Raw genomic sequence first — 22183 nt, 5'->3', positions numbered from 1 at the left:
ATGTCCGCCTCCACCCCGGCCGTGCTGCGGCCGCGCGAAGTGCTCGCCGCCGCCGCGTTGGCCGCGGTGCTGGCGTTGGGGCACGCGCGTTTTGGCCAGGATCTCCACGACGTCCTGCCGCTGCTCGGCCTGTACCTGCTGGTCGCGCTCGCGGCTTGGTACGACGGCGTGCGCGGCGGCGCCGTGGCGGTGGCGGCGGCGCTGGCGGCGATCGTGTTCTGGCCGGGTTTGCGGGGGCAGATCGGCCTGGCCGGTTGCGCCTTGTTCCTGTTCGGCGCTAGCGCGCTGGTATGGATCGCCGCGGCGCTGCGGCTGCGGCGCAGCCGCTTGCGCCTGCAGCAGGAACAGTGGTCGGTGGTGCTGGCCGAGGTCGGCGACGGCGTCGCGTTGATCGGTCGCGACGCACGCGTGCTCTATCTCAACCCTGCCGCGGGGCGTCTGCTCGACGTCGCCCCCGAACATGCGCGCGGGCGCCTGGCCGGCGACGTGTTCGACGGCTGGCCGCAGGCCTTGCCGGACCGCGCCGGGCCGCTGCGATTGCGCGGCGCCGGCGACAAATCGCTACAGGCCGAGGCGGTGCCGCTGCAGGGGCCGCGCGACGCGTTCTCCGGCCACGCGGTGTTCCTGCGCGAACCGCGCGGCGCCGAGGAAGGCATGAGCGAACGGCGCCTGCGCGCGGTGTTCGACACCGACCTGTGGGGCGTGTGCTTCGCCGATGTCCAGGGCCGGCGCTGGTGGGCCAACCCCGGCTTCGAGCGCATGCTCGCGCCGGCGGCCGACGAGTCCGCGCCGATGCGCACGCAGTCGCTGGAGCAACTCGGCGTCCCGGCGGAGCTGCTGCAGCGGCTGCGCAGCGAAGGCGCGTTCGAACCGGTGGAAGTGGCCCTGCCCGAACGCGGCGGCGAGCCGTCGTGGATGCTGCTCGCCGGCGAGGCCCTGTCCGAACACGACATCGCCCTGCTCGCGCTGGACATCGGTGAACGCAAGCGCAGCGACGCGGCGCTACGCGCCCAGCGCCTGCTGATGCGCGCGCTGATCGACCGGATTCCGGCGCTGGTCGCCTACGTCGACGCGCGCCAGCGCTACCGCCTGTGCAACCGCGCCTACCGCCGCTGGTTCGGCGACCGCCGGCTGCAGGGCCTGCCGCTGCGCGATGCGCATCCGGCGCCGGAGCTGGCGCCGTACCTGCCGTTGCTGGAACGCGCGTTCGCCGGCCAGGCCGTGCGCTTCCCGGTGGAACTGTCGCGGCGCGGCGCGCAGCGGCACTTCGACGTGCAGTTCGTGCCGCACCGGCCCGAGGGCGACGGGATCGAAGGCGTGGTGGTGCACGCGCTGGACGTGACCGCCCGGGTCGAGGCGGCGCGCCGGGTAGAGGCCAGCGAACGCCGTTTCCGCAGCCTGGCCGTGGCCGGCGCCGGCATGGTCTGGTACGCCGACGCCGCCGGGCGCCTGCTCGACGCGCCGGGCTGGGAGGACCTGACCGGCCAGGCGCGCGCGCAGGCGCGCGGCGAGGGCTGGCTCGGCGCGGTCGATCCGCTCGACCGCGAACGCGTGCGCTCGGCCTGGCACGATCATCTGCGCGCGGCCGAGCCGGAACTGCTCGACCTGGAATTCCGCGTGCTCAGCGCGCACGGCGAGGCGCGCCACGTGGTCCTGCGCGCGGTGCCGGTGACCGACAACGCCGGCAAGGTGCTGGAATGGATCGGCGGCCTGCGCGACGTGCACGAGCGGCGTGTGTTCGAAGAACAGCTGCGCCACGCCGAAGCCGAACAGCACGCGCTGCTGGACAACCTGCCCAAGATGGTCTGGATCGCCGAGCCCGACGGCTCGATCCGCTACCAGAACCGCCGCTGGTACGAATACACCGGCCTGGGCGGCGACCAGGACTGGCGCGACATCTGCCACCCCGACGATCTCGCCGACGGCCTGCGCAGCTGGGACGAAGCCATCCGCAACGGCCGCCCGCTCAACGTCGAACTGCGCTTCCGCCGCGCCGGCGACGGCCAGTACCGCTGGCACATCGTGCGCGGGCAGCCGCTGCTGGACCCGCACGGCCGCTTGCGCTGCTGGTACGGCGCCAGCACCGACATCGAGGACCAGAAGCGCGCGCTGGAGATGATGGCCGCGGCCAACCAACGCGTCAGCCACTTCCTCGCCGTGCTCAGCCACGAACTGCGCAATCCGCTCTCGAGCGTGGCCGCGGCCGGCGAACTGCTGCAGCGCACCGACCTGGACGCGCCGCAGCGCGAACGCGCGCTGGCGACGCTGGCGCGGCAGAACCGCCATGTGCAGCGCATGGTCGAGGACCTGCTCGATATCGCCCGGGTCACTCAGGGCGGCATGGAACTGCGCCGCGAGCCGGTGGATCTGCGCGCCCTGCTGGAAGAAGTGCGCGAGGACAACCTGGCCCGCGCCGACGCCGCCGGCGTGGTGTTCGACCCGATCGAGGGACTCGACCTCGCGCCCGTTTACGGCGACCGCGCGCGCCTGCGCCAGGTGTTCGACAATCTGGTCTCCAACGCGATCAAGGCGAGCGAGCCGGGCCAGCGCATCGGCGCGTCGCTGCAGCGCGCGCCGCTGTCCGACGGCGCCGCCGGCCTGGGCGTGCAGGTATGCGACCAGGGCCTGGGCCTGGACCGCGATATCGCCGGCAATCTGTTCGAACCGTTCGTGCAGACGCCGGACTGGCGCTCGCGCGGGCTCGGGCTCGGCCTGAGCATCGTCAAGACCCTGGTCGAGCGCCACGGCGGCCAGGTCGCCGCGCGCAGCGACGGGCCGGGCTCGGGTTCGTGTTTCGAGGTGCGCCTGCCGCTGGCCGCGGCGCCCGCCGCCGATGCCGCCGATTCCGCCGATTCCGCGCCCGCGCCCGCGCCCGCCGCGGCCGCGCCGGCGCGGCGCGGCCGGGTGCTGATCGTCGACGACGAAGCCGACACCGCCGATGCCCTGGCCACCTTGCTGGCGCTGGACGGCCACCGGGTGCGCGTCGCCGGCGACGGCGAACAGGCGCTGTCGCTATGGAGCGAGGAGCCGGCCGAGGTGGTGCTGTGCGACCTGGAACTGCCGGGCCCGCTCAACGGCTACGACGTCGCGCGGGCGTTGCGCGCGGCGCCGCGCACGCCGTACCTGATCGCGTACAGCGGCTACGGACAGGCCGAGGACCGCGAACGCACCCGCAAGGTCGGTTTCGACGAACACCTGATCAAACCGGCGTCGATCGACCGCATCCAGGCGGCGCTGCAGCGCGGACTGGGCCAGGCGTCGTCGAAGTCCTGAGCGCGGGCGGCAGGGCGGAACGTCGCGTTGTGTCGCTTGCGCGGCATCCTCCGGGTTCGCAGAGGACGCGAAGGCGGCGCGGCGCGACCCACAGCTTCGTACCGTCGCGAACGACTGTGGCTCTGGGCGCGACCGCTCGATGCGCGGCCGCCGCCATGCCGACGCGGACGTCCGGCCGGGAGATGGCGCGCAGCGGCGCGACCCGCCGGCCCCGCGAACAACTGCGCGCCGCGAACAGCACCGCGCCGCGGCCGGTTGCGGCCGCGGCGCGGATCGTGCGGCCGCCGCGTCAGTGTTGCGGCGTAGAAGAACCGCCACCGGCCGGCGCAGCGCCGCTGGTGCCGGCGCCGGTGCCCGGACTGCTTCCCGCACCGGCGTTGCCGCCGGCGCCGCCGCCACTGCCCTGGGCCACGGACGCCGGGCCCGCCGGCGTCTTGGCCGCCGGCGTCGGGCCGAAACGGCCGGCGTTCTCGCCGCGCCCGCCGCGGTGCGGATCCGCCGCGAGCGTCGCGCTTTCGCGGCCGCGCACGCGCAGGCGGTTGTCCACGTCCTTGACCCCGCCGCAAGCGTCGGCGATGTCCTCGGCGCGGTGCTTCATCCAGCGATCATCGACTTCGCCGCTCAGCACCACCTTGCCCTGGCTGCAGCTGACCTCGATGTCGCTGGCGTCGACCAGCGCGTCTTCGGTCAGGCGCTCGTTGAGCTCCTCCTCGATGCGCGGGTCCGGCCGCGCGTAGTTGCGCGGGCCGCGTCCACGGTGGCTGGGCATGCCCTGCTCCCGATACGCCGACTGCGCATCGAAGGCGCGTTCGCGCGACCACTCGCGGTTCGGCTCGAAGCCGGCTCCGTAGCCCGAACCGGCGAACTCGCCGCCGGCGTAGCCGGACGACTCGCCGTAGCCCTCGCCCATGCGCCGGCGGCCGGGCCGGTAGTCGTCGTGGCGGCCGCGGCGCGGGTCGAATTCGTCGTAGTCGTGCCGACGCTCGCGCTCGCCGCCGTAGACGTAGTAGCCGTGGCGCGGATCGCCCTGGCGCGGAGACGAGCCGCCGGGCGCATCGCCGCGATCGTCCTCCCAGCCCACCGACTGCGAGCGCTCGTCGAAGCCGCGCGCGCGCCAGCCGCTGTCGTAGTGCGCATCGCCGCGCGGATCGGCCGGCCGTACGCCCGGGCCATGGGCGCCGTAGAGCCCGCGCTCGCCGGGCTCGCGCGCATACGCCTCGTGCTGGCCGCGCTCGCGCGGCGCGCCGTCTTCGCGCCAGCCGCGGCCGTAGTCGCGCGGCATGCGCGAACCGGAACGCGCGTCCGATTCGCCGTAGCCGCGGCCGCCTTCGCCGGCGTCGGCGCCAGCGCCGTATTCGCGCGCATATTCGCCGCCGCGCCCGTGGTCGTCGGCGCTGGCGTGGCCGTACTCGCGGCCGCGGCCGCGCGCGGGATCGTAGGCGTAGTCGGCGTAACCGGTGCGCGCAGCCTGACGCTCCTTGTCGTGCATCCACGACTCGCCTTCCTCGCCGCGCGCCGCGCGGCGGCGGTATTGCTCGTCCTCGCCACCGGGGCGGCGCCGGGATTCGCTGTCGCGGCCGTTCGAATCTTGTCGCTGAGTCATGTCTTCGCTCCCGAGGTCGTCGGATCCGATGTGGTTCAACCAAGCGCGGCCCTTGTCGAGCGCGCGCGCCCCCAGCCGCAGCGCCTCGTGCGCGACGGCCTTGAATTCCGCGGTGCCGGCGACTTGGTCGCTGCGGCCATCGTCGCGGGCTTGCTTGCGCTTACGCACTGATGTGTCCTCCGCCGTTGATGTGGATGGTCTGCCCGGTCACGAACGACGCCTCCTCGCTGGCCAGGTACACGTAGGCCGGCGCCACTTCGGCCGGCTGGCCGGGGCGCTTCATCAACGTGGACTTGCCGAACTGCGCCACTTCGTCGGGCGAGAAACTGGCCGGTATCAGCGGCGTCCAGATCGGCCCGGGCGCGACCGCGTTGACCCGGATGCCGCGCTCGGCGACCGCCTGCGCCAGCGAGAAGGTGAAGGCGTGGATCGCGCCCTTGGTCGCGGCGTAATCGATCAGCTTCTCGTGCCCGCGCACGCCGGTCACCGAGCCGGTGTTGATGATGCTGCCGCCCTTGGGCAAGTGCTCCAGCGCGGCGGTGGCGAGGTGGATGTAGGCGAAGATGTTGGTGCGGAAGGTGCGTTCGACCTGTTCGGGCGTGAGCTGCTCGGGCTCGTCCACTTCGTGCTGTTCGCCGGCGTTGTTGACCAGGATGTCGAGCCGGCCGAACGCGCCGACGGTCTTGGCGACCGCCTCGCGGCAGCGCGCCGGGTCGCCGAGATCGCCGCGGATCAGCATGCAATCGCTGTCTTCGGCGATCACCAGTTCGCGGGTGCGCTCGGCGTCCTCGTCCTCGTTCAGGTAAGCGATGGCGACCTTGGCGCCCTCGCGGGCGAAATGCTGCGCGACCGCGCGGCCGATGCCGCTGTCGCCGCCGCTGATCAAGGCGACCTTGCCGCGCAGTCGGCCGCTGCCGCGATAGCTTTCGCGGATGCTCAGCGGCGGCGGAACCATCTGCGATTGCTGCCCGGGCTGTTGGTCCTGGGCCTGCGGCGGCGGCGTGCGGGAAACCGGCTCGTTCATATGCAACCTCGCTGTAGGTGAGCGGCCGAGGGTCGTCGCCGATGGCTGGCAGCGATCATCGCGATGCGCATGCGCCGATCCAGCCGATGCGCGTCCAAGGCCTGTAACAGGAGCTTCCGCAAGTCGCGTGCCAATCCCGGCCGCCCTCGTCCGGGCGACGACGGCGCCAGCGAACGGGAACTGTTGCGCACCCATGCAGATTGTTCGCGGCCGCGCCATCGGTTGCCGCATCGCCCGCCGCGCACAGGCGCTTGCGAACCGCTGCGATCAGTCCTCGTCCAAGGCCTGCGCCAGGCGGCGCAAATCCGCGACCAGTTCGCAGTAACGCTGCTCGCGGACGGACGACGGCGAGCGCAGGATCGCGGACGGATGCCAGCTCGCCATCGCCCGCGTGCGCGCGTCCAGCGCGATCCAGCGCCCGCGCTCGCGGCTGAGCCGGAACGCGGCGCCGAACAAGGTCTGCGCCGCCATCGCTCCCAGCGCCAGCGCCCAGCGCGGTTTCAGCCGCAGCCACTCCGCCGCCAGCCAGATCCGGCAAGCCTCCTGTTCGTGCGCGTTGGCGCGATCGTGCATGCGGCGCTTGCCGCGACGCTGGAACTTGAAATGCTTGACCGCGTTGGTGAGATAAAGCGTCTTGCGGTCCAGCCCAGCATCGGCCAGGGCGCGGTCGAGCAGGCGTCCGGCGGGGCCGACGAAGGGCCGCCCGCTGCGGTCTTCTTCGTCGCCCGGCTGCTCGCCGATCAGCATCGCCCGCGCCCGCGCCGGCCCTTCGCCGAACACGGTGGCGGTGGCCTCGCGCCAGAGCGGACAGGCGCGGCATTGCGCCGCCTGCGCGCGCAGTGCGCGCAGGCTGGCGCGCGGCACCGGCGCCTTGGTCGGCTTGGCGAACGGCGGCATCGCCGTCCAACCTGACGCCGCGGCCGCCATGCTCAACGCCACACGTTGCTGTGCGCCGGAAAATCCTGCCTTTGCGGCGGCAACACGCAGAAGCGCTGCCCGGTCGGCGCGGCCATCACCCACCAGCGCTTGACCTGGGCGATGCGCGCCGCGCCGAGTCGTTCCAGCCGCACCACTTCGGCCTCGACATCGTCGGTCTCGATGTCCAGGTGCACGCGGCTGGCGTGCGGCACCGCCTGCACCAACAGGCAGGGCTGGTTGGCGTGCACCAGCAGGCGGCGGTACATCTCGTCGGCCGCGTCGCCGATCGCCTGGATGCGGCAACCCAGCGCCTGCGCCCAGAATTGCGCGGCCCAGTCGGGGTCGGTGGTCTCGCAGTCGATCACCAGTTGCGCCAGTCGGCTCCTGTGCATGAGGTCTCCTCCGTCTCGAATGAAGGCGTATCGGTGCGCGCGGATGCGCGAACGAAGCATCCCGACGAAAGAGCGACGCAAACGGTGTGCCACCTCGCCGAGCGTCCGCGCCGTCGCCGCGCGCAGAGCCCGGCGCGCGGCGACGGGCCAGGCCGCGGCCGCGAAACAATTTCGCGCTGCGGAAAAAGCTTCGCGCAGACACTGCCGACACCGTCGTTTTCGCGCGGATTTCCGCGGTTTTCCGTGCGTTCTCGGGCGAATCCTTGAACCGATCCATTACATCCGCGGGGTTAGGATGAGTTCATGGCTTCGATACGCACTCTGCGCACCGCGCCGCCGGCGCCTGCGCCCGACTGGGCTTTGTTCCTCGACGTCGACGGTTGTCTGCTCGAACACGCGCCCGCTCCCCATCTCGCCCGCGTCCCGGCGCAATTGCCGCAGCGATTGCTCCGCTTGGCCGCGGAACTCGACGGCGCCCTGGCCCTGGTCAGCGGCCGCTCGCTGCAATCGCTGCAGGCCTTGTTCCCGGACTGCGCCGACCTGTGCCTGAGCGGCATGCACGGGCTCGAGCGGCGCAGCGCGCATGCGCCGCTGCGCGCGCCGGCGCCGCCGGAATCGATGCTGGCGCTGGCCGGCGAAGCCGCGCGCTTCGCCCTCGACTATCCCGGCGCCTGCATCGAAGCGCACGGCCCCTGCCTGAACCTGCATTGGCGCGCCGCGCCGCAAGCGGCCGCGGCCATGGGCGAATTCGCCGATGCCGCGCTGACCCGCCTGCCGGGCTATCGCCAACACCGCGGCGCGCACGGCATCGAAATCCGTCCCGACGGCATGGACAAGGGCCGCGCCATCGCCGAGCTGCTGGGATTGGCGCCGTTCCGCGGCCGCGTACCGGTGTTCGCCGGCGACGATCCGGCCGACGAACCCGGCTTCGCCATGGTCAACGCGCACGGCGGCATCAGCGTGCTGGTCGGCGAACGCGACGATACCGGCGCGCGCCACCGTCTCGCCGATCCGGCGCAGGTGCGCGCCTGGCTCGGCGTGTCCGCGGAGGCCGGCTGACATGCCCCGCACCGTGATCGTGTCCAACCGCGTCGCCCTGCCCGGCGCGCAACGCCCCGGCGGGCTGGCCATCGCCTTGCAGGCCGCGCTGCGCGAGAGCGAGGGACTGTGGTTCGGCTGGAGCGGCCGCAGCGGCGCCGCCACCGAGATCCCGCAGCGCTGCCGCGAACGCGGCATCGACTACGCCACGCTCGACCTAAGCCAGGACGATGTCGACGCCTACTACCGCGGCTTCGCCAACCGGGTGCTGTGGCCGCTGCTGCATTCGCGCGTCGATCTGGTCGATTATCGACGCGAGTGCAGCGACGGCTACCAGCGGGTCAACGCCGGCTTCGCCCGCGCGCTGGCGCGCGAGCTGCGCGGCGACGACGCGATCTGGGTCCACGACTATCACTTGATCCCGCTGGCCGCGCAGTTGCGCCGGCTCGGCGTGGACAACCGCATCGGCTTCTTCCTGCACGTGCCGTTCCCGCCCGCGGATCTCGCCGCGACCCTGCCACACCACCGCGAGTTGTTCGACCCGCTGCGCGCCTACGACCTGATCGGCCTGCAGACCCGGACCGACGCGGCGCATCTGGCCGAATACCTGCAAACCCATGCCGGCCTGCGCGCGCTCGGCGGCGGCCGCTGGCGCGGCGACGAGGGCCGCACGACCCGCATCGGCGCCTTCCCGATCGGCATCGACACCGACGCCATCGCCGCGCAGGCCGCCGACGCCGCCGCCCTGGCCGAAGTGCGGCGCCTGCGCGACAGCCTGGGCGGCCGGCGGCTGGTCATCGGCGTCGACCGGTTGGACTATTCCAAGGGCCTGCCCGAGCGCATGCGCGCGTTCGAGCGCCATCTGCAGCGTCATCCGGACCTGTGCGGCCAGCTCACCTACCTGCAGATCGCACCGCTCTCGCGCAGCGACGTGCCCGAATACCGCAGCCTGCGCGCCGAGCTCGAAGCGCTGGCCGGCCACGTCAACGGCGCGCACGCGCGCCCGGACTGGACCCCGATCCGCTACGTCAACCACGATTACCCGCACAGCGCGCTGACCGGCTTCTACCGCAGCGCCGCGGTCGGCCTGGTCACGCCGCTGCGCGACGGCATGAACCTGGTGGCCAAGGAGTACGTCGCCAGCCAAGCCGCGGCCGATCCCGGCGCGCTGGTGCTGTCGCGCTTCGCCGGCGCCGCGGACCAACTCGGCGAGGCCTTGCTGGTCAATCCGCACGACGCCGACGAAGTCGCCGACGCGGTGGCCGCGGCCGCGCGCATGCCGTTGGCGCAACGGCGCGAGCGCTGGGCGGCGATGATGGCGAGCCTGCGCGCCAGCGACATCGGCGCCTGGCGCCGCGGCTTCCTGCAAGCGCTGGCCGAGACCGCGCCCGCGCCGGCCCAGGACGGCGTCCGCGGCGAAGCCCGCGCCGCGCCATCGCCATCGCCATCGCCCAGCATGGCCGCGCGCGGCCTGGCCGCCCTGGCGCCCGCGCCGCTGCTCGCCCCCGGCTCCCTGCTCAGCAAAGGCACGCTATGAAGATCGCGCAGATTTCCCCGCTCTACGAAGCGGTCCCGCCGCGCTTGTACGGCGGTACCGAGCGCGTGGTCGCGCACCTGTGCGATGCGCTGGTCGAGGCCGGCCACGAGGTGACCCTATTCGCCTCCGCCGACGCCGCCACCCGCGCCGAACTGGCGCCGGTGCGCGACTGCGCGATCCGACTGGATACCGGCGCGTTCGCGTCCAACACCGCCAACCTCGCCGCGCACCTGAGCCAGATGCACGAAGTGCGCCGCCGCGCCGCCGAGTTCGACGTGCTGCACTTCCATGTCGACCTGCTGCACTTCCCGTTCTTCGAAGACTGCGCCGACCGCACCCTGACAACCCTGCACGGCCGCCTGGACCACAAGGACATGGCGCCTGCGTACAAACGCTGGCCGCGCTATCCGCTGGTGTCGATCTCCAATCACCAGCGCCGGCCGCTGCGCCAGGCGCGTTGGCTGGGCACGGTCTATCACGGGCTGCCGCCGCAGTTGTTCGCGTTCGCGCCGCGACCGGCCGGCGGGTATCTGGCCTTCCTCGGCCGCATCTCGCCGGAAAAGCGCGTGGACCGCGCGATCGAGATCGCGCGCCTGGCCGGCTGGCCGCTCAAGATCGCGGCCAAGATCGACCGCGCCGACCGCGACTACTTCCGCGACGTCATCGCGCCGCTGCTGGACGCGCCGGGAATCGAGTTCGTCGGCGAGATCGGCGACGCCGACAAGGCCGGCTTCCTCGGCCAGGCCGCCGCGCTGTTGTTCCCGATCGACTGGCCCGAACCGTTCGGCCTGGTGATGATCGAAGCGATGGCCTGCGGCACGCCGGTGATCGGCTGGAACTGCGGCTCGGTGCCGGAGGTGATCGACGAAGGCGTCACCGGCACGGTGGTGGATTCGGTCGAAGCCGCGGCCGCGGCGGTGCCCACGGTCGTCGGCTACGACCGCGCGCGCATCCGCAGCGTATTCGAACGGCGCTTCTCCGCCGCGGCCATGGCCCACGACTACCTCGACCTGTACGCCGGCCTGGCCGGACGCGGCGGCCGCGCGCTGCAGCTGAGCGCCTGAGCGCGGAGGCCCGCCGATGGACGCCGCCGCCACCGCCGCCCTCTACACCAGCCATGTGCTCAAGGACGGCGACAGCTTCCTCATCGCCAACGGCTACGGCGACATCGCCGGCCCGGCCGAAGGCCTGTTCCACAACGACACCCGCCTGCTGAGCGTGTACCGGCTCGGCATCGGCGACGGCCGTCCGGCCCTGCTCAGCGCCGCGGTCTCGCGCGACAACGCGTTCTTCGTCGCCCACCTGACCAACCGCGCGCTGTCGCCGATCGGCGACACCGGCACGCCCGAGGGACTGGTCCACATCGCCCGCACCCGCCTGCTGCTGGGCGAGCGCATGTACGAGCGCATCGCCTGCACCAACTACGATTCGCGCCCGGCGCTGCTGCCGCTGCGGTTCGAGCTGGCCGCCGATTTCCGCGACATGTTCGAAGTGCGCGGCAGCGTGCGCAAGGCCCGCGGCGAGATGCTCGCCACCCGCGACGACGGCAGCCGCCGGCGCTTCCAGTACCGCGGCCTGGACGGGGTCCTTCGCAGTTCGTTCATCGCCTTCTCGCAGGCGCCGCGCGCCGAGGACGGCGCCGGCCTGGACATCGAACTGCGGATCGAGCCCGGCGGCCACGGCGAGCTGTACGTCGAAGCCGGCATCGACAGCGACGACGCCGCGCCCTCGCGCGCGCGCTTCCGCCAGGCCGCGACCCAGGCGCGCCTGCGCATGCGCCACCGCCGCCGCCGCGGCGCCCACATCGGCAGCAACGGGCCGCTGTTCGACGAATGGATGCGGCGCTCGCGCTCGGACCTGGCGCTGCTGACCAGCGAACTGCCGAGCGGGCCATACCCTTACGCCGGCATTCCGTGGTTTTCCACGCCGTTCGGACGCGATGCGGTAATCACCGCGCTGCAGACGCTGTGGCTCGATCCGGGCCTGGCCCGCGGCGTGCTGCAGTTCCTGGCCGATCACCAGGCGCAGGAGGATTCCGCGTTCCTGGATTCGGCGCCGGGCAAGATCCTGCACGAGACCCGCAAGGGCGAAATGGCCAGCCTGCGCGAACTGCCGTTCGGCCTGTACTACGGCGGCGTCGACACCACGCCGTTGTTCGTGATGCTCGCCGGCGCGTACGCCAAGCGCAGCGGCGATCGCGCCTTCATCGACCGGCTGTGGCCGGCGCTGCGCGCGGCGACCGCGTGGATCGAACGCGTCTGCGACGCCAATCCCTGGGGACTGCTCGACTACGCCCGCGCCGAGGCCAGCGGCCTGGCCAACCAGGGCTGGAAGGACAGCGGCGATTCGGTGTTCCATGCCGACGGCCGCATCCCGGCGGGGCCGATCGCTCTGGTCGAGGTGCAGGGCTACGCCTTCGCCGCGCTGCGCGCCATGGCCGAACTCGGCCGCCGCCGCGGCGACGCGGCCGCCGACGCGTGGGACGCTCGCGCCGAACGCCTGCGCGCCGCGGTCGAGGACAAGTTCTGGATGCCCGAGGCCGGCTACTACGGCCTCGCGGTGGACGGCGACGGCCGCCTGTGCGAAGTGCTGGCGAGCAATCCCGGCCACCTGCTCTACACCGGGCTGGCCGATGCGCAGCGCGCGCATGCGGTGTCCGAGCGGCTGCTGTCGAACGCGTTCTACACCGGCTGGGGCCTGCGCACCCTGGCCAAGGGCCAGCCGCGCTACAACCCGATGTCCTACCACAACGGCTCGGTGTGGCCGCACGACAGCGCGCTGTGCGCCAGCGGCATCGCCCGCCAGCACGGCCGCGAGACCGCCGCGCGCCTGCTGCGCAGCGCGTTCGAGACCGCGGTGCACTTCGACATGCGCCTGCCCGAACTGTATTGCGGCTTCGCCCGCCGGCCGGGCGCGCCGCCGATCCCCTACCCGGTCGCCTGCCTGCCGCAGGCCTGGGCCGCGGGTTCGCCGTTCATGCTGTTGCAGGCCTGCCTCGGCGTGGAGATCGACGGCGAGCACGGCGTGGTCCACGTCGACCGCCCGCGCCTGCCGCCAGGCATCGACGACGTGCGCGTGCGCGGGCTGGTGGTCGGCGAGGAACGCGTCGATCTGGTGTTCAAGCAATTCGGCGAGCGCGTGGGCGTGTTCAGCGAAAGCCGTTACGCCAACGCCATTCCGGTCAACTTGCGCAGTTGAGCGGCGGTTGGCGCGGCAAGGATTGCGCAGTGCGAAAAATATTCCGGGACCTGCGTGGCCGGGCTCGGCGCAGATCGCCCAGGCGGCGCGCGCAGCGCGGTCTTTTCCGCGATTTGCGCAGTGCGTCGCGCGCCCGGCGCCGGCGTCGAGGCATGCCGGCGCTGGCACGCGGTTTGCTTCGCCTGTTCATGCCGCAGGCCACCGCGCCTGCCTTGGGCCGTCATGCACCCTAGCGCCATGGATCGCGAAGACCGACCCGCCCGCGCCGGGCTCGAACGCGCGCTCGACCGGCTCGACAGCGCCGTGCAGGCGTGGATAGACGATCCGCCGCAGCGCGAAGTGCTGGAGGTCGAGTTCGAGCAGGCCGTGGCGCGGGTGCTCGAACAGGCCGGCGCGATCGACTACGGCTACGTCGGCGCGCGCATCCGCGGCAGCATCGAACGCTTGTTCGGCCACGACCGGCCGCAGCGCTCGTGAATCCACACCCCACCCACAGGAGACCGGCATGAGCGACGACAGCGACCGACGCGGCCCCCAGGACCGCGCACGCATCAGCCTGGAGCAGGCCCACGAGCTGCGCTACTGGACCGAGCGCTTCGGCGTCGACGAACGCCGCCTGCGCGAGGCCGTCGCCGCGGTCGGCGTATCGGTCGACGCGGTGGAACGGCACCTGCGTGCGAACGGCTGATCCGGCGGCGCGCCCATGAGCGAAACTCCCGCCCGCACCGGTGGCGACAACCGCGCCTTGCGCGCGGCGCGCATCCTCGCCTTCGTCGCCAAGTACCGGCACATCGCCGCATTCTCCGAGTTGGCGTCCGCGCACGGCAACGCGCTGGCGCCGCAGCCCGGCGCGGCGCCGGACGCCGAGGCGTTCGTGCGCGACCTCGAATCGCTGGGCCCGGCCTTCGTCAAGCTCGGCCAGGCGCTGGCCACGCGCCCCGACCTGCTGCCGCCCGACGTGCACCGCGCGCTCGGCCGCATGCACGACCGGGTCGAGCCGCAGCTGCCTTACGACGTGGTGCGCGCGCGGATCGAGGACAGCCTGCAAGTGCGCCTGACCAAGGCGTTCAAGGACTTCGATCCCGAACCGCTGGGCAGCGCCTCGCTGGCGCAGGTGCACCGCGCGCGCCTGCGCGACGGGCGCGAGGTCGCGGTGAAGGTGCGCCGGCCCGGCATCGAACACGTCATCGCCACCGACCTGGACATCCTCAGCCGGCTCGCACGCACCGCCGACAAGGTCACCCAGACCGGCCGCCGCGTGCATTTCGCCGACTGGCTCGACGAATTCCACCGCAGCCTGCTGGGCGAACTGGACTACTGCGCCGAAGCGTGCAACCTGGAACGGTTCGCCCGGCATCTGGCGCCGTATCCCGGGTTGTACGTGCCGCAACCGGTCTGGAGCCTGTGCGCACCTGCGGTGGTGACGATGGACCTGGTGCACGGCCGCAGCGTACTCGCGCTGTCGGGCCTGCTGCGCACCGAGCGCGACTTTTGTGGCCTGGCCGCCGACCTGCTGCGCGCCTACCTCGACCAGACCTACCTGCACGGCGAGATCCACGCCGATCCGCATCCGGGCAACGTCCTGCTGGCCGGCGACGGCCGGCTGGCGGTGATCGACCTGGGCATGATCGTGCACGTGCCGCCGCAGCGGCGCGAGCGCCTGCTCAAGTTCATGCTCGCCGCGCTCGACGGCCGCGGCGAGGACGCCGCCAGCGAGGCCATCGGCGTGGCGGTGCGGCTGGAGAGTTTCGACGAGGTCCGCTACCGGCGCGAGATCGGCCACTTGGTCGGCCGCTACGCCGTGCGCCAGGCCGACGACGGCCTGGCCGAGGGCAGCCTGCTGATCGAAGTGGTGCGCATCTCGGTCGCCTGCGGACTGCGGCCGCCGGCCGAACTGGGCCTGCTCGGCCGCACCTTGTTGAATCTGCAACAGGTCGCGCACGCGCTCGCGCCGCAGCTCGACATCGAAGCGGTGGCGCGCCCGCACCTGCAGCGGCTGATGCGCCAGCGCCTGACCCGTTCGCTGTCGTTGTCCGGACTGGCGGCCGAGTCGCTGGAACTGCAAGGCCTGCTGCGCGACGGACCGCGCAAACTGCAGGCGCTGCTGTCGCTGCTGGCTGATAACCGCCTGCAGGTATCTGTGGCGGGCCTGGAGGAATCGCGGCTGATGGAAGCGCTGCAGAAAATCGCCAACCGCATCAGCACCGGAGCGATCGCTTCGGCATTGATCATGGCCTCAGCGATCATCATGCGGATCGACACACCGTACATGCTATTCGGCTATCCCGCTCTTGCCCTGATTTTATTCCTGATTGCTTGTTTGTTAGGCCTTGGGTTGATCGCCAGCGCCGTACTTAGCGATCGTAAGGCCCCATCGCGTAAATTACCGCCGCCTTAGATTAGTGAATCCAGCGCCGCCGCCCCAATCTTCGCGGCGCGCTAACCTGTTGGGAGGCAGCTTTTCCGAAAGCTTGCTTTCGCCAACCTCCAAGCCGTCGCGGAATCGATGATCGATGACGAACGCCGCTCCGCCCCAGATCGCCCTGCTGATCGTCGATATGTTCAACTTCCTCGATTTCGCGGACGGGCAGGCGCTACTCAAGCAGGCGCTGCCGGCCGCGCGCCGGATCGCCGCGCTGAAGCGCCGCTTCCGACGCGTTGGCGCGCCTGTGATCTACGCTAACGACAATTTCGGCCAGTGGCACGCCGATTTCCGCGAACTGGTCGCGGTCTGCCGCCACGAGACTTGCCGCGGCGCGCCGATAGCGGACTTGCTGGCGCCTGAGGCGGACGACTTTTACGTGCTCAAGCCCAAACAGTCGGCCTTTCATTCCACGCCGCTGGCTGTGCTTCTTGAGCATTGCGGCTGCCGCGAAGTGGCCATCACCGGCATTTCGACTGACGTATGCATCGCAGCCACCGCGATCGACGCGCACATGCGCGACCTGACGGTGAGGATTCCCGCCGATTGCGTCGCCGCACCGAGCCGGCGCCGCACTGCGGTGGCCCTCGCGGTGCTCAAGCAGTCGGTGCATGCGCGCTGCGCGCAGTCGCGTTCGCTGCATCCATGACCGTCTAAGCCGGCGCAGACTCGATTGCCGCGGCGACGCTTTCATGACGATCCGCGATTCCCGGAATGGGCAGGCGGTGAGCGACCATCGGAATTTCGACCGATGCGTGCATCTGGGGCCACCGCGATCGCAAGCCGGTCACGCAGCCACCGCGCGCCTGCCTCACAGCTGCGAACGCAAGGGGCGGACCAAGGCCTCGCGGACGCGCTGATGCCACGGCCGCTGCAGCCAGGCGTCGCGCGTGTAGGGGCGGGACCGAGCCAGATCGCTCTCGAACACCCTGCGCATGCGCTGGGCGAATCCGCGGTCGTATACGTTGAGGCTGGCCTCATCGTTGAGCCGGAACGATCGGATGTCGAAATTGGTCGAACCCACCGATACGAGGTATTCGTCCACGATCAACATCTTCACGTGCATCATCGTCGGCCGATATTCGTGGAATTCGACGCCCGCCGCGAGCAAGGCGCCCCATTGGGCCTTTGAGGCGAGCCTTACGGTTTCCGAATCGGTGTGCTCGCCGGGGGCCAGGATGCGCACGCGTACACCGCGCAAGCGCGCGCGCAGCAGCGCCTGCACGATGAGTTCGTCCGGAACGAAATACGACGCAGACAGGTCGATCGAGCGCCGCGCGGCGGTGAGCGCCATCAAGTACATCAGGTGCATGCTCTCGCTGCCGCTGGTGGGCGAACTGAGAAACATCTGCGCGTCTGCGCCGCCGACCGGCGCCAACGCCGGAAAATAGGCCGGCCCTGAAAGAGGCCGACCGGTCATCTTGATCCAGTTGTCGTTGAAGGCGGCCTGGAATTGTCCCGCCGCCGGACCACGCAGGCGGAAATGCGCCTCGCGCCAATGCTCTGGGTCTTGCGCATGTCCCCGCCACTGGTCGGCGATGCCGACACCGCCGGTGAAGGCCACGGCGCCGTCGACCACCAGGAGCTTGCGATGGGTCCGGTTGTTGAACCGGTCCCAGCTGTACCAGTCCAGCGGGCGATAACGCTCGATCTGCACCCCGGCGCTGCGCATCTCATCGAGCAAGTCCGTATCCATCTTGGCGCTGCCGAGCCAGTCGATGGTCAAGCGCACCTCGACGCCGGCGCGTGCGCGCTCGGCCAGCGCGCGGCTGAAATTCCGGCCGACCTCGCCTGACCAGTAAATGTAAGTCTCGAAGGTGATCGAACGCCGGGCCGCCGCAATCGCCTCCAGCATCGCCGGGAAGATCTCGTCGCCATTCTGCAGATCCACGACTTCATTGCCGGCGACGATGCCCGGCCCGAGCATGATCGACATTTCGCGCCGGAACTGGGGGTCTTCGACTCCGTAGCGATGCTCCGGCAGGCGTTGAATGCGCTTTTCCGGACCGGCCAGGTTCACCGCGACCCATGCCACCAAGGCGGTCGTCAGGACAGCGCCGAGCAACCAGGCGCCGACCTGCCGACGTGTCCAACGCTTTCGTTCCAGGATGCCCATGCCCCACCTCGATGGCCGCGCCAGCCTTCGTAGCTTCATCGCCCGGCGGGTGTTCGTTCGACGTCTTCGCGGCGGGCGGTCGCCTTCGCAAATCCCTAACCAAGGGCGTTGCAGCGTATTCGACTACCGCTGCAGCGGCTAAGGAGCGTGGCAACGCACAGTGACGACTGCCGTCTGCCGGATCTACCGCCCGCGGTGGAACGAGCCCCGCCATACACCCAAGACTGGAGGCTGTTGTCCCCATGCAACCGGACTGGATCGGATGGATCTCCTCCGCCGTGCTGATCGCCACCTTGGTGCGTCAAATCGTGAAGCAAGCCCGTAGCCCAGATCAGGAGGGCGTATCGAGCTGGCTGTTCATCGGACAATGTGCGGCCTCGCTGGGATTTGTGGTGTACAGCGTCCTGCTCGACAACTGGGTATTCGTCGTCACCAACAGTTGCCTGCTGGCGACCGCGCTGGTCGGACAGATGCTGGCCTGGCGCAACCGACGCTCAAACGGCCAAGGAAAAGCCTCGTGAGCGCGACACGCATTCGATCCGTCGGGGCCACGACGATCGGGCCGGTCCATCGCGCCACCTGTCATTGCGGCGCGGTGGAACTGGAGCTGCGGCTGCCGCACGGCATCGTCGATCCGCACCGTTGCGACTGTTCGCTATGCCGTCGCCGGGGCGCAATCGCGGCAACGGTGCCACTGCCCGATCTACGAGTCGTTCGGGGACATGCAGCGCTGAGGCTCTACCAGTTCCATACCCGGACGGCCAAGCATTACTTCTGCTCGGTGTGCGGCGTCTACACTCATCACCAGCGGCGCTCCGATCCCAACGAATATGGCGTCAACGTCGGTTGCCTGGAAGGTGTCGATCCGTTGTTGCTCGATCCGGTGCCGGTCAGCGATGGCGTTCACCATCCCAGCGACTCGCAGCCGGAGTAGGTTGTGTCGGTCAGGCATCTCGGCGCGCTCGTCCGGTCCCGCATCGCCGCACCGCAGCAGGCTCGCGGGTATGCGTAGATTCGTGCAGGCGCTTTCGGCCGAAACAGACTGGGCGTCGGCCACTTTTCCCGCCTTCGCAGATGCGCTGCGGGCCACGCCCGACCGCTACAACATCGCCGGCCACGACACCGCCCTCGCCGTTCTCGGCCTGCCCGACGGCCCGCGCCTGCGCGAATGCGTTTGGGGCCTGGTGCCGCCGTGGTCGCCGTCGCCGCAGACGCGCTACACCACCGTCACCGCGCGCCTGGACCGCGCCGCGCGCAGCCGAATGTACCGGCGAGCGTGGCAGTCGCAGCATTGTGTGGTGCCGATCAGCGGCTACTACAAATGGGACCGCAACTCTGCGCCGGCGCGGCCGTACTTCATCCACGCGCGTTCGGGCGAGCCTTTGTTGCTGGCCGGGTTGTGGGAATGCTGGGATCGCGACGGGCCCGCGCTCTACACCTTCACCCTGCTGACCGGCCCCAATCCGGCGATCCCCGCGCCGTTGACCCAGGATGGGCCGGTGTTCGTTCCTACCGACCGCTGGCAACGCTGGTTGAAGCCGGGCGCCTGGTTTCCCGGCGTATCGTTGAAGGGGCTTCGCCTGCCCGCGCTGGATGCGTATCCGGTCGGCCGCGCGATCCAGGACAAGACCCGCGACGACTACACCTTGCTTGAACCCGCTGCAGCGGACAACGAATCGGCATACCCGGACGACACCGACGAGGATTTCACCGACGACGACTAGCCGGCGGGACGGGACACAGCATCCGTATCCGACGGCTCAGGCTTCCGCTTCGAGCCGCAGCCTGCGCCGCTCCCACGTCTGCGCGGTCTGCGGCTTGACGAACAAGACGACCACATCCGGATGCTCGCCGCGCACCGCGGCTTCCAGGCGCAGGATGCAGGCTTCGATCTGCGGCGTGGTCAAGGCATCGTGGAAGTCCGCGCTCAAGGCCGCCATGATCGATTCCTGACCCAACTGCTGGGTCAAAACGCCGTTGGCCCGGCGTATCGCCGGGTCGGCGTTGGCGATGCGCAGGATGTCGTCCGCAACCTGGCGCTGCGCGGCCTCGCCCAGCAACAGGCCCTTGGTCTCTCGCGCGAGCAGGATCGCGGTGACCGCGAGCACCACGCCGATGCCGAGCGACGCGTAGCCGTCGTAACGCGGGTCCGCGGTCCATTGGGACAGGGCGATGCCTGCGAACGCGAGCAGCAGGCCGAGCATCGCGGCGGTGTCTTCGAACAGCACGGTGAGGGTGGTGGCGTCCTTGCTGTCGCGGAACGCCTGCATCCAGCCGCGGCGTCCCTTGGCTTCGCTGCCCAGCGATCCAGGCATCGCCGCGGCGTGCCAAGCGCAGGGCACGGCTTATCGGTTCTCGGCTCCGATCACGCCTGCGCAGCAGGAGGCCTACGCCAACCAAGGCATCTATATCCATGGCGTATCGCCGATTGGAGCCGGGAACTGGCTCATCGGCAACTCCGGCACCTACAAGGTTCCGGCGCCGCTGCGGATCTCGCGTCGCTACGTCTACGACCAGAGCCAGCAACTGTGCAAGACCATCGAGCCGGAGATCGGCGCGACGGTAATGGAGTACGACGGGGCCGGCAATCTGCTGTGGTCGGCCGCTGGCCTGAACCTGCCCGATCCGAACCAATGCAATCGGGCCGAAGCCGTCGCCTCTGGCCGCGTCGTGGCCCGCACGTACGATGCGCGTAACCGGCTCAAGACCCTGAGCTTCCCCACCGGACGCGGCAATCAGGTCTGGAACTACTATCCCGACGGCTTGGCCCGCGAGATCACCACGGACAACGAGGGCACCGGACAAAACCTCATCGTCAACCGCTACCAGTACAACAAGCGGCGGCTGTTGAGCAACGAAGCGGTCACGCTGCAGACCGGCGCGGTCTGGAGCAGCGACAACGGCTACGACGCCAACGGCAGCCGCATCAGCTACACCGTTCCGGACGGCACGCAGGTAAACTACGCGGTCAACGCGCTGGGGCAGCAGACCAACGTCAGCTCGGTCGGCCGAACCTACGCTTCCGGCGTCAGTTACTACCCGAACGGCGCGATTCGCCAGTTCACCTACGGCAACGGCATCGTGCACACGATGACCCAAAACGCCCGGCGGCTGCCATCGCGCAGCGCCGATGTGGGCGCGCTCGACCTGGAGACCGGCTACGACGCCAACGGCAACGTCGGCCAGATCCTGGATCGCCTGCGCGGTGATCACTACAGCCGCTGGATGAGCTACGACGCCTTGGATCGATTGTCCACGGTCGGTTCGTGCAACTTCGGGGGCGACTGCTGGCATCGTTTCAGCTATGACGCGGTCGACAACCTGCGCGGCTGGTCGTTGGGCGGGGTCAAGAACCACCGTTATGTCTACAACGACAAGAACCAGCTGACCAACCTGCGCGAGGGCGAGAACGGGCCGAGCGTGGTCGGCCTGGGCTACGACGTTCAGGGCAACTTGAACAACAAGAACGGCCAAGCGTACGAGTTCGACTATGGCAATCGCCTGCGTCGGACGCCGGGGAAGGAAACCTACGTCTACGACGCCTACGGCCGCCGACTGAGCCAGTCGAACCAGGCGGACACGAAGTTCACTAACTCCTTCTACAACTTAGGCGGGCAGTTGCTGTTCCGTTACGAAGGGCACGCAAACGAGGCCACGAACGACAACTACCCCGAGATCAACCGGCCGCACATCTACTTGGGCAGCAGCCTGCTGGCGACCGTCGACTGGAATCGCGCGACCAGCACGGTCGAGACGAAGTACTACCACACCGATGCGCTGGGCAGCCCGGTCGCCGTGACCAATGGCGCAGGCCAAGTGGTCGAGCGGACCGAGTGGGAACCCTACGGTGCTGCGATCGGAAAGCCCAGCTACGACGGCGTTGGCTATACCGGGCATGTGATGGATGGACGCACCGGTCTGACCTACATGCAGCAGCGGTACTACGACTCGACCGTTGGGCGATTCTTAAGTGTCGACCCGGTCACGGCCAACGCGGTTACGGGCGGGAACTTCAATCGTTATAAGTACGCCGGGAATAATCCGTACCAATTCGTTGATCCCGATGGGAGGATGGATAAGACATCCATAGACAAGGCTAACGCTGAACAAAAAGCTGAACAACGAAAAACAGCTTTGGATCGTCTACTAGAGGCCGGAAGTGGCATCGTTGGCGGAGTGCGCAGCGATGTTCGCGCGCTCGGAGCTGCAGCACAAAACCCAGGCTCAGACGAGCCTACCATGGCGTTTGTCGGCCTAGGGCTGCTCTTCACTCCAGCAGGCCCCGAAGGACGCCCTGTCGTGGCGGCTAGTGTGGGAGCAATCGACCTAAGAGCAATTGGTTTAGGAGTTAAAGCTCTCGCGCAACGTTTTTTTGGACCATGGACTAAACGCGACTTGATGCGCGCCGCAGAAGGCAAGGGACCATTGGACTTCATACCGATGAGAAACGCAGCGGGTAAAGAAGTGCCCCTTGAACTTCATCATGCAGATCAAATGCCTGGCTCAGCCATCCATGAAGTACAACCGTTTCACTCTGCCATACCTGGCGCACATCCAAATAAGTACAATCAAGGCGTCACACCACAAATGCGTGCCGAGGATGCCAATCTACACTGGCAACTTCGTGGCCAAGAAATGGGCAATCCACCACCCGGACCGTGA

The 22183-nt window shown here is 69.8% G+C and carries 18 protein-coding genes and 1 pseudogene; 13 read left to right on the top strand and 6 right to left on the bottom strand.

The window, feature by feature from the left end; genetic code table 11:
• Positions 1 to 3273, top strand: coding sequence for a hybrid sensor histidine kinase/response regulator (locus RDV84_RS12950; protein WP_309153635.1), 3273 nt, complete (start codon positions 1 to 3; stop codon positions 3271 to 3273).
• Between the two features lie 289 nt (positions 3274 to 3562).
• On the opposite strand, the gene RDV84_RS12945 is transcribed toward RDV84_RS12950, so the two are convergent.
• From RDV84_RS12945 to RDV84_RS12930, 4 genes are all read right to left on the bottom strand, one after another.
• Positions 3563 to 4876 carry a BON domain-containing protein gene (locus tag RDV84_RS12945; protein WP_309153634.1) on the bottom strand — a complete coding sequence of 438 codons (1314 nt, stop codon included), beginning with the start codon at positions 4874 to 4876 and terminating at the stop codon, positions 3563 to 3565.
• A gap of 160 nt (positions 4877 to 5036) precedes the next feature.
• A complete protein-coding gene (locus RDV84_RS12940) occupies positions 5037 to 5900 on the bottom strand; it encodes an SDR family oxidoreductase (RefSeq protein ID WP_309153633.1) in 864 nt (287 codons plus the stop codon).
• A 267-nt stretch (positions 5901 to 6167) separates the two neighbouring features.
• On the bottom strand, positions 6168 to 6797 hold the full coding sequence (locus RDV84_RS12935; RefSeq protein WP_309153632.1) for a UdgX family uracil-DNA binding protein: 630 nt from the start codon (positions 6795 to 6797) through the stop codon (positions 6168 to 6170).
• Positions 6798 to 6829: 32 nt separating this feature from the next.
• Complete coding sequence (locus tag RDV84_RS12930) at positions 6830 to 7210, bottom strand: VOC family protein (protein WP_250449478.1); 381 nt, start codon at positions 7208 to 7210, stop codon at positions 6830 to 6832.
• A gap of 303 nt (positions 7211 to 7513) precedes the next feature.
• On the opposite strand from RDV84_RS12930, the gene otsB reads away from it, so the two are divergent.
• The 8 genes and pseudogenes from otsB (at position 7514) to RDV84_RS12890 (ending at position 16054) form a co-directional block, all read left to right on the top strand.
• Positions 7514 to 8269 carry a trehalose-phosphatase gene (gene otsB / locus RDV84_RS12925; protein WP_309153631.1) on the top strand — a complete coding sequence of 252 codons (756 nt, stop codon included), beginning with the start codon at positions 7514 to 7516 and terminating at the stop codon, positions 8267 to 8269.
• A gap of 1 nt (position 8270) precedes the next feature.
• Positions 8271 to 9629 (top strand): annotated as a pseudogene (locus RDV84_RS12920) (alpha,alpha-trehalose-phosphate synthase (UDP-forming)); the annotation flags it as partial.
• Positions 9630 to 9781: 152 nt separating this feature from the next.
• Positions 9782 to 10849, top strand: coding sequence for a glycosyltransferase family 4 protein (locus RDV84_RS12915; protein ID WP_309153630.1), 1068 nt, complete (start codon positions 9782 to 9784; stop codon positions 10847 to 10849).
• Between the two features lie 16 nt (positions 10850 to 10865).
• Positions 10866 to 12983, top strand: coding sequence for an amylo-alpha-1,6-glucosidase (locus RDV84_RS12910; protein ID WP_250449475.1), 2118 nt, complete (start codon positions 10866 to 10868; stop codon positions 12981 to 12983).
• Positions 12984 to 13220: 237 nt separating this feature from the next.
• Positions 13221 to 13460, top strand: a complete 240-nt coding sequence (locus RDV84_RS12905; RefSeq protein WP_309153629.1) for a hypothetical protein — start codon at positions 13221 to 13223, stop codon at positions 13458 to 13460.
• A gap of 28 nt (positions 13461 to 13488) precedes the next feature.
• Positions 13489 to 13671 carry a DUF3606 domain-containing protein gene (locus tag RDV84_RS12900; protein ID WP_309153628.1) on the top strand — a complete coding sequence of 61 codons (183 nt, stop codon included), beginning with the start codon at positions 13489 to 13491 and terminating at the stop codon, positions 13669 to 13671.
• A 15-nt stretch (positions 13672 to 13686) separates the two neighbouring features.
• Complete coding sequence (locus RDV84_RS12895) at positions 13687 to 15381, top strand: ABC1 kinase family protein (protein ID WP_309153627.1); 1695 nt, start codon at positions 13687 to 13689, stop codon at positions 15379 to 15381.
• Positions 15382 to 15496: 115 nt separating this feature from the next.
• A complete protein-coding gene (locus RDV84_RS12890) occupies positions 15497 to 16054 on the top strand; it encodes a cysteine hydrolase family protein (protein WP_309152621.1) in 558 nt (185 codons plus the stop codon).
• Positions 16055 to 16216: 162 nt separating this feature from the next.
• Here RDV84_RS12890 and RDV84_RS12885 read toward each other — a convergent pair whose 3' ends face one another.
• On the bottom strand, positions 16217 to 17521 hold the full coding sequence (locus RDV84_RS12885) for a phospholipase D-like domain-containing protein (RefSeq protein ID WP_309153626.1): 1305 nt from the start codon (positions 17519 to 17521) through the stop codon (positions 16217 to 16219).
• Positions 17522 to 17763: 242 nt separating this feature from the next.
• Here RDV84_RS12885 and RDV84_RS12880 point away from each other — a divergent pair, with 242 nt between their 5' ends.
• The 3 genes from RDV84_RS12880 (at position 17764) to RDV84_RS12870 (ending at position 19245) form a co-directional block, all read left to right on the top strand.
• Positions 17764 to 18042 (top strand): hypothetical protein, encoded by a 279-nt coding sequence (locus RDV84_RS12880; protein WP_309153625.1) that lies wholly within the window; start codon positions 17764 to 17766, stop codon positions 18040 to 18042.
• Positions 18039 to 18455 carry a GFA family protein gene (locus RDV84_RS12875; RefSeq protein ID WP_309153624.1) on the top strand — a complete coding sequence of 139 codons (417 nt, stop codon included), beginning with the start codon at positions 18039 to 18041 and terminating at the stop codon, positions 18453 to 18455. Before RDV84_RS12880 ends, RDV84_RS12875 begins: the two co-directional genes overlap by 4 nt.
• A gap of 70 nt (positions 18456 to 18525) precedes the next feature.
• Complete coding sequence (locus tag RDV84_RS12870) at positions 18526 to 19245, top strand: SOS response-associated peptidase (RefSeq protein WP_309153623.1); 720 nt, start codon at positions 18526 to 18528, stop codon at positions 19243 to 19245.
• A 36-nt stretch (positions 19246 to 19281) separates the two neighbouring features.
• Here RDV84_RS12870 and RDV84_RS12865 read toward each other — a convergent pair whose 3' ends face one another.
• Positions 19282 to 19836: a cation diffusion facilitator family transporter gene (locus RDV84_RS12865; RefSeq protein WP_309153622.1), complete on the bottom strand. Its 555-nt coding sequence runs from the start codon at positions 19834 to 19836 to the stop codon at positions 19282 to 19284.
• Between RDV84_RS12865 and RDV84_RS12860 the strand changes: the two genes are divergently transcribed.
• On the top strand, positions 19808 to 22183 hold the full coding sequence (locus tag RDV84_RS12860; RefSeq protein WP_309153621.1) for an RHS repeat domain-containing protein: 2376 nt from the start codon (positions 19808 to 19810) through the stop codon (positions 22181 to 22183). The two genes, RDV84_RS12865 and RDV84_RS12860, sit on opposite strands and share 29 nt — an antisense overlap.

The organism is Lysobacter yananisis, from assembly GCF_031199375.1.
Classification (GTDB): domain Bacteria; phylum Pseudomonadota; class Gammaproteobacteria; order Xanthomonadales; family Xanthomonadaceae; genus Lysobacter; species Lysobacter yananisis.
This window is presented reverse-complemented; position numbering and strand designations above follow the sequence as displayed.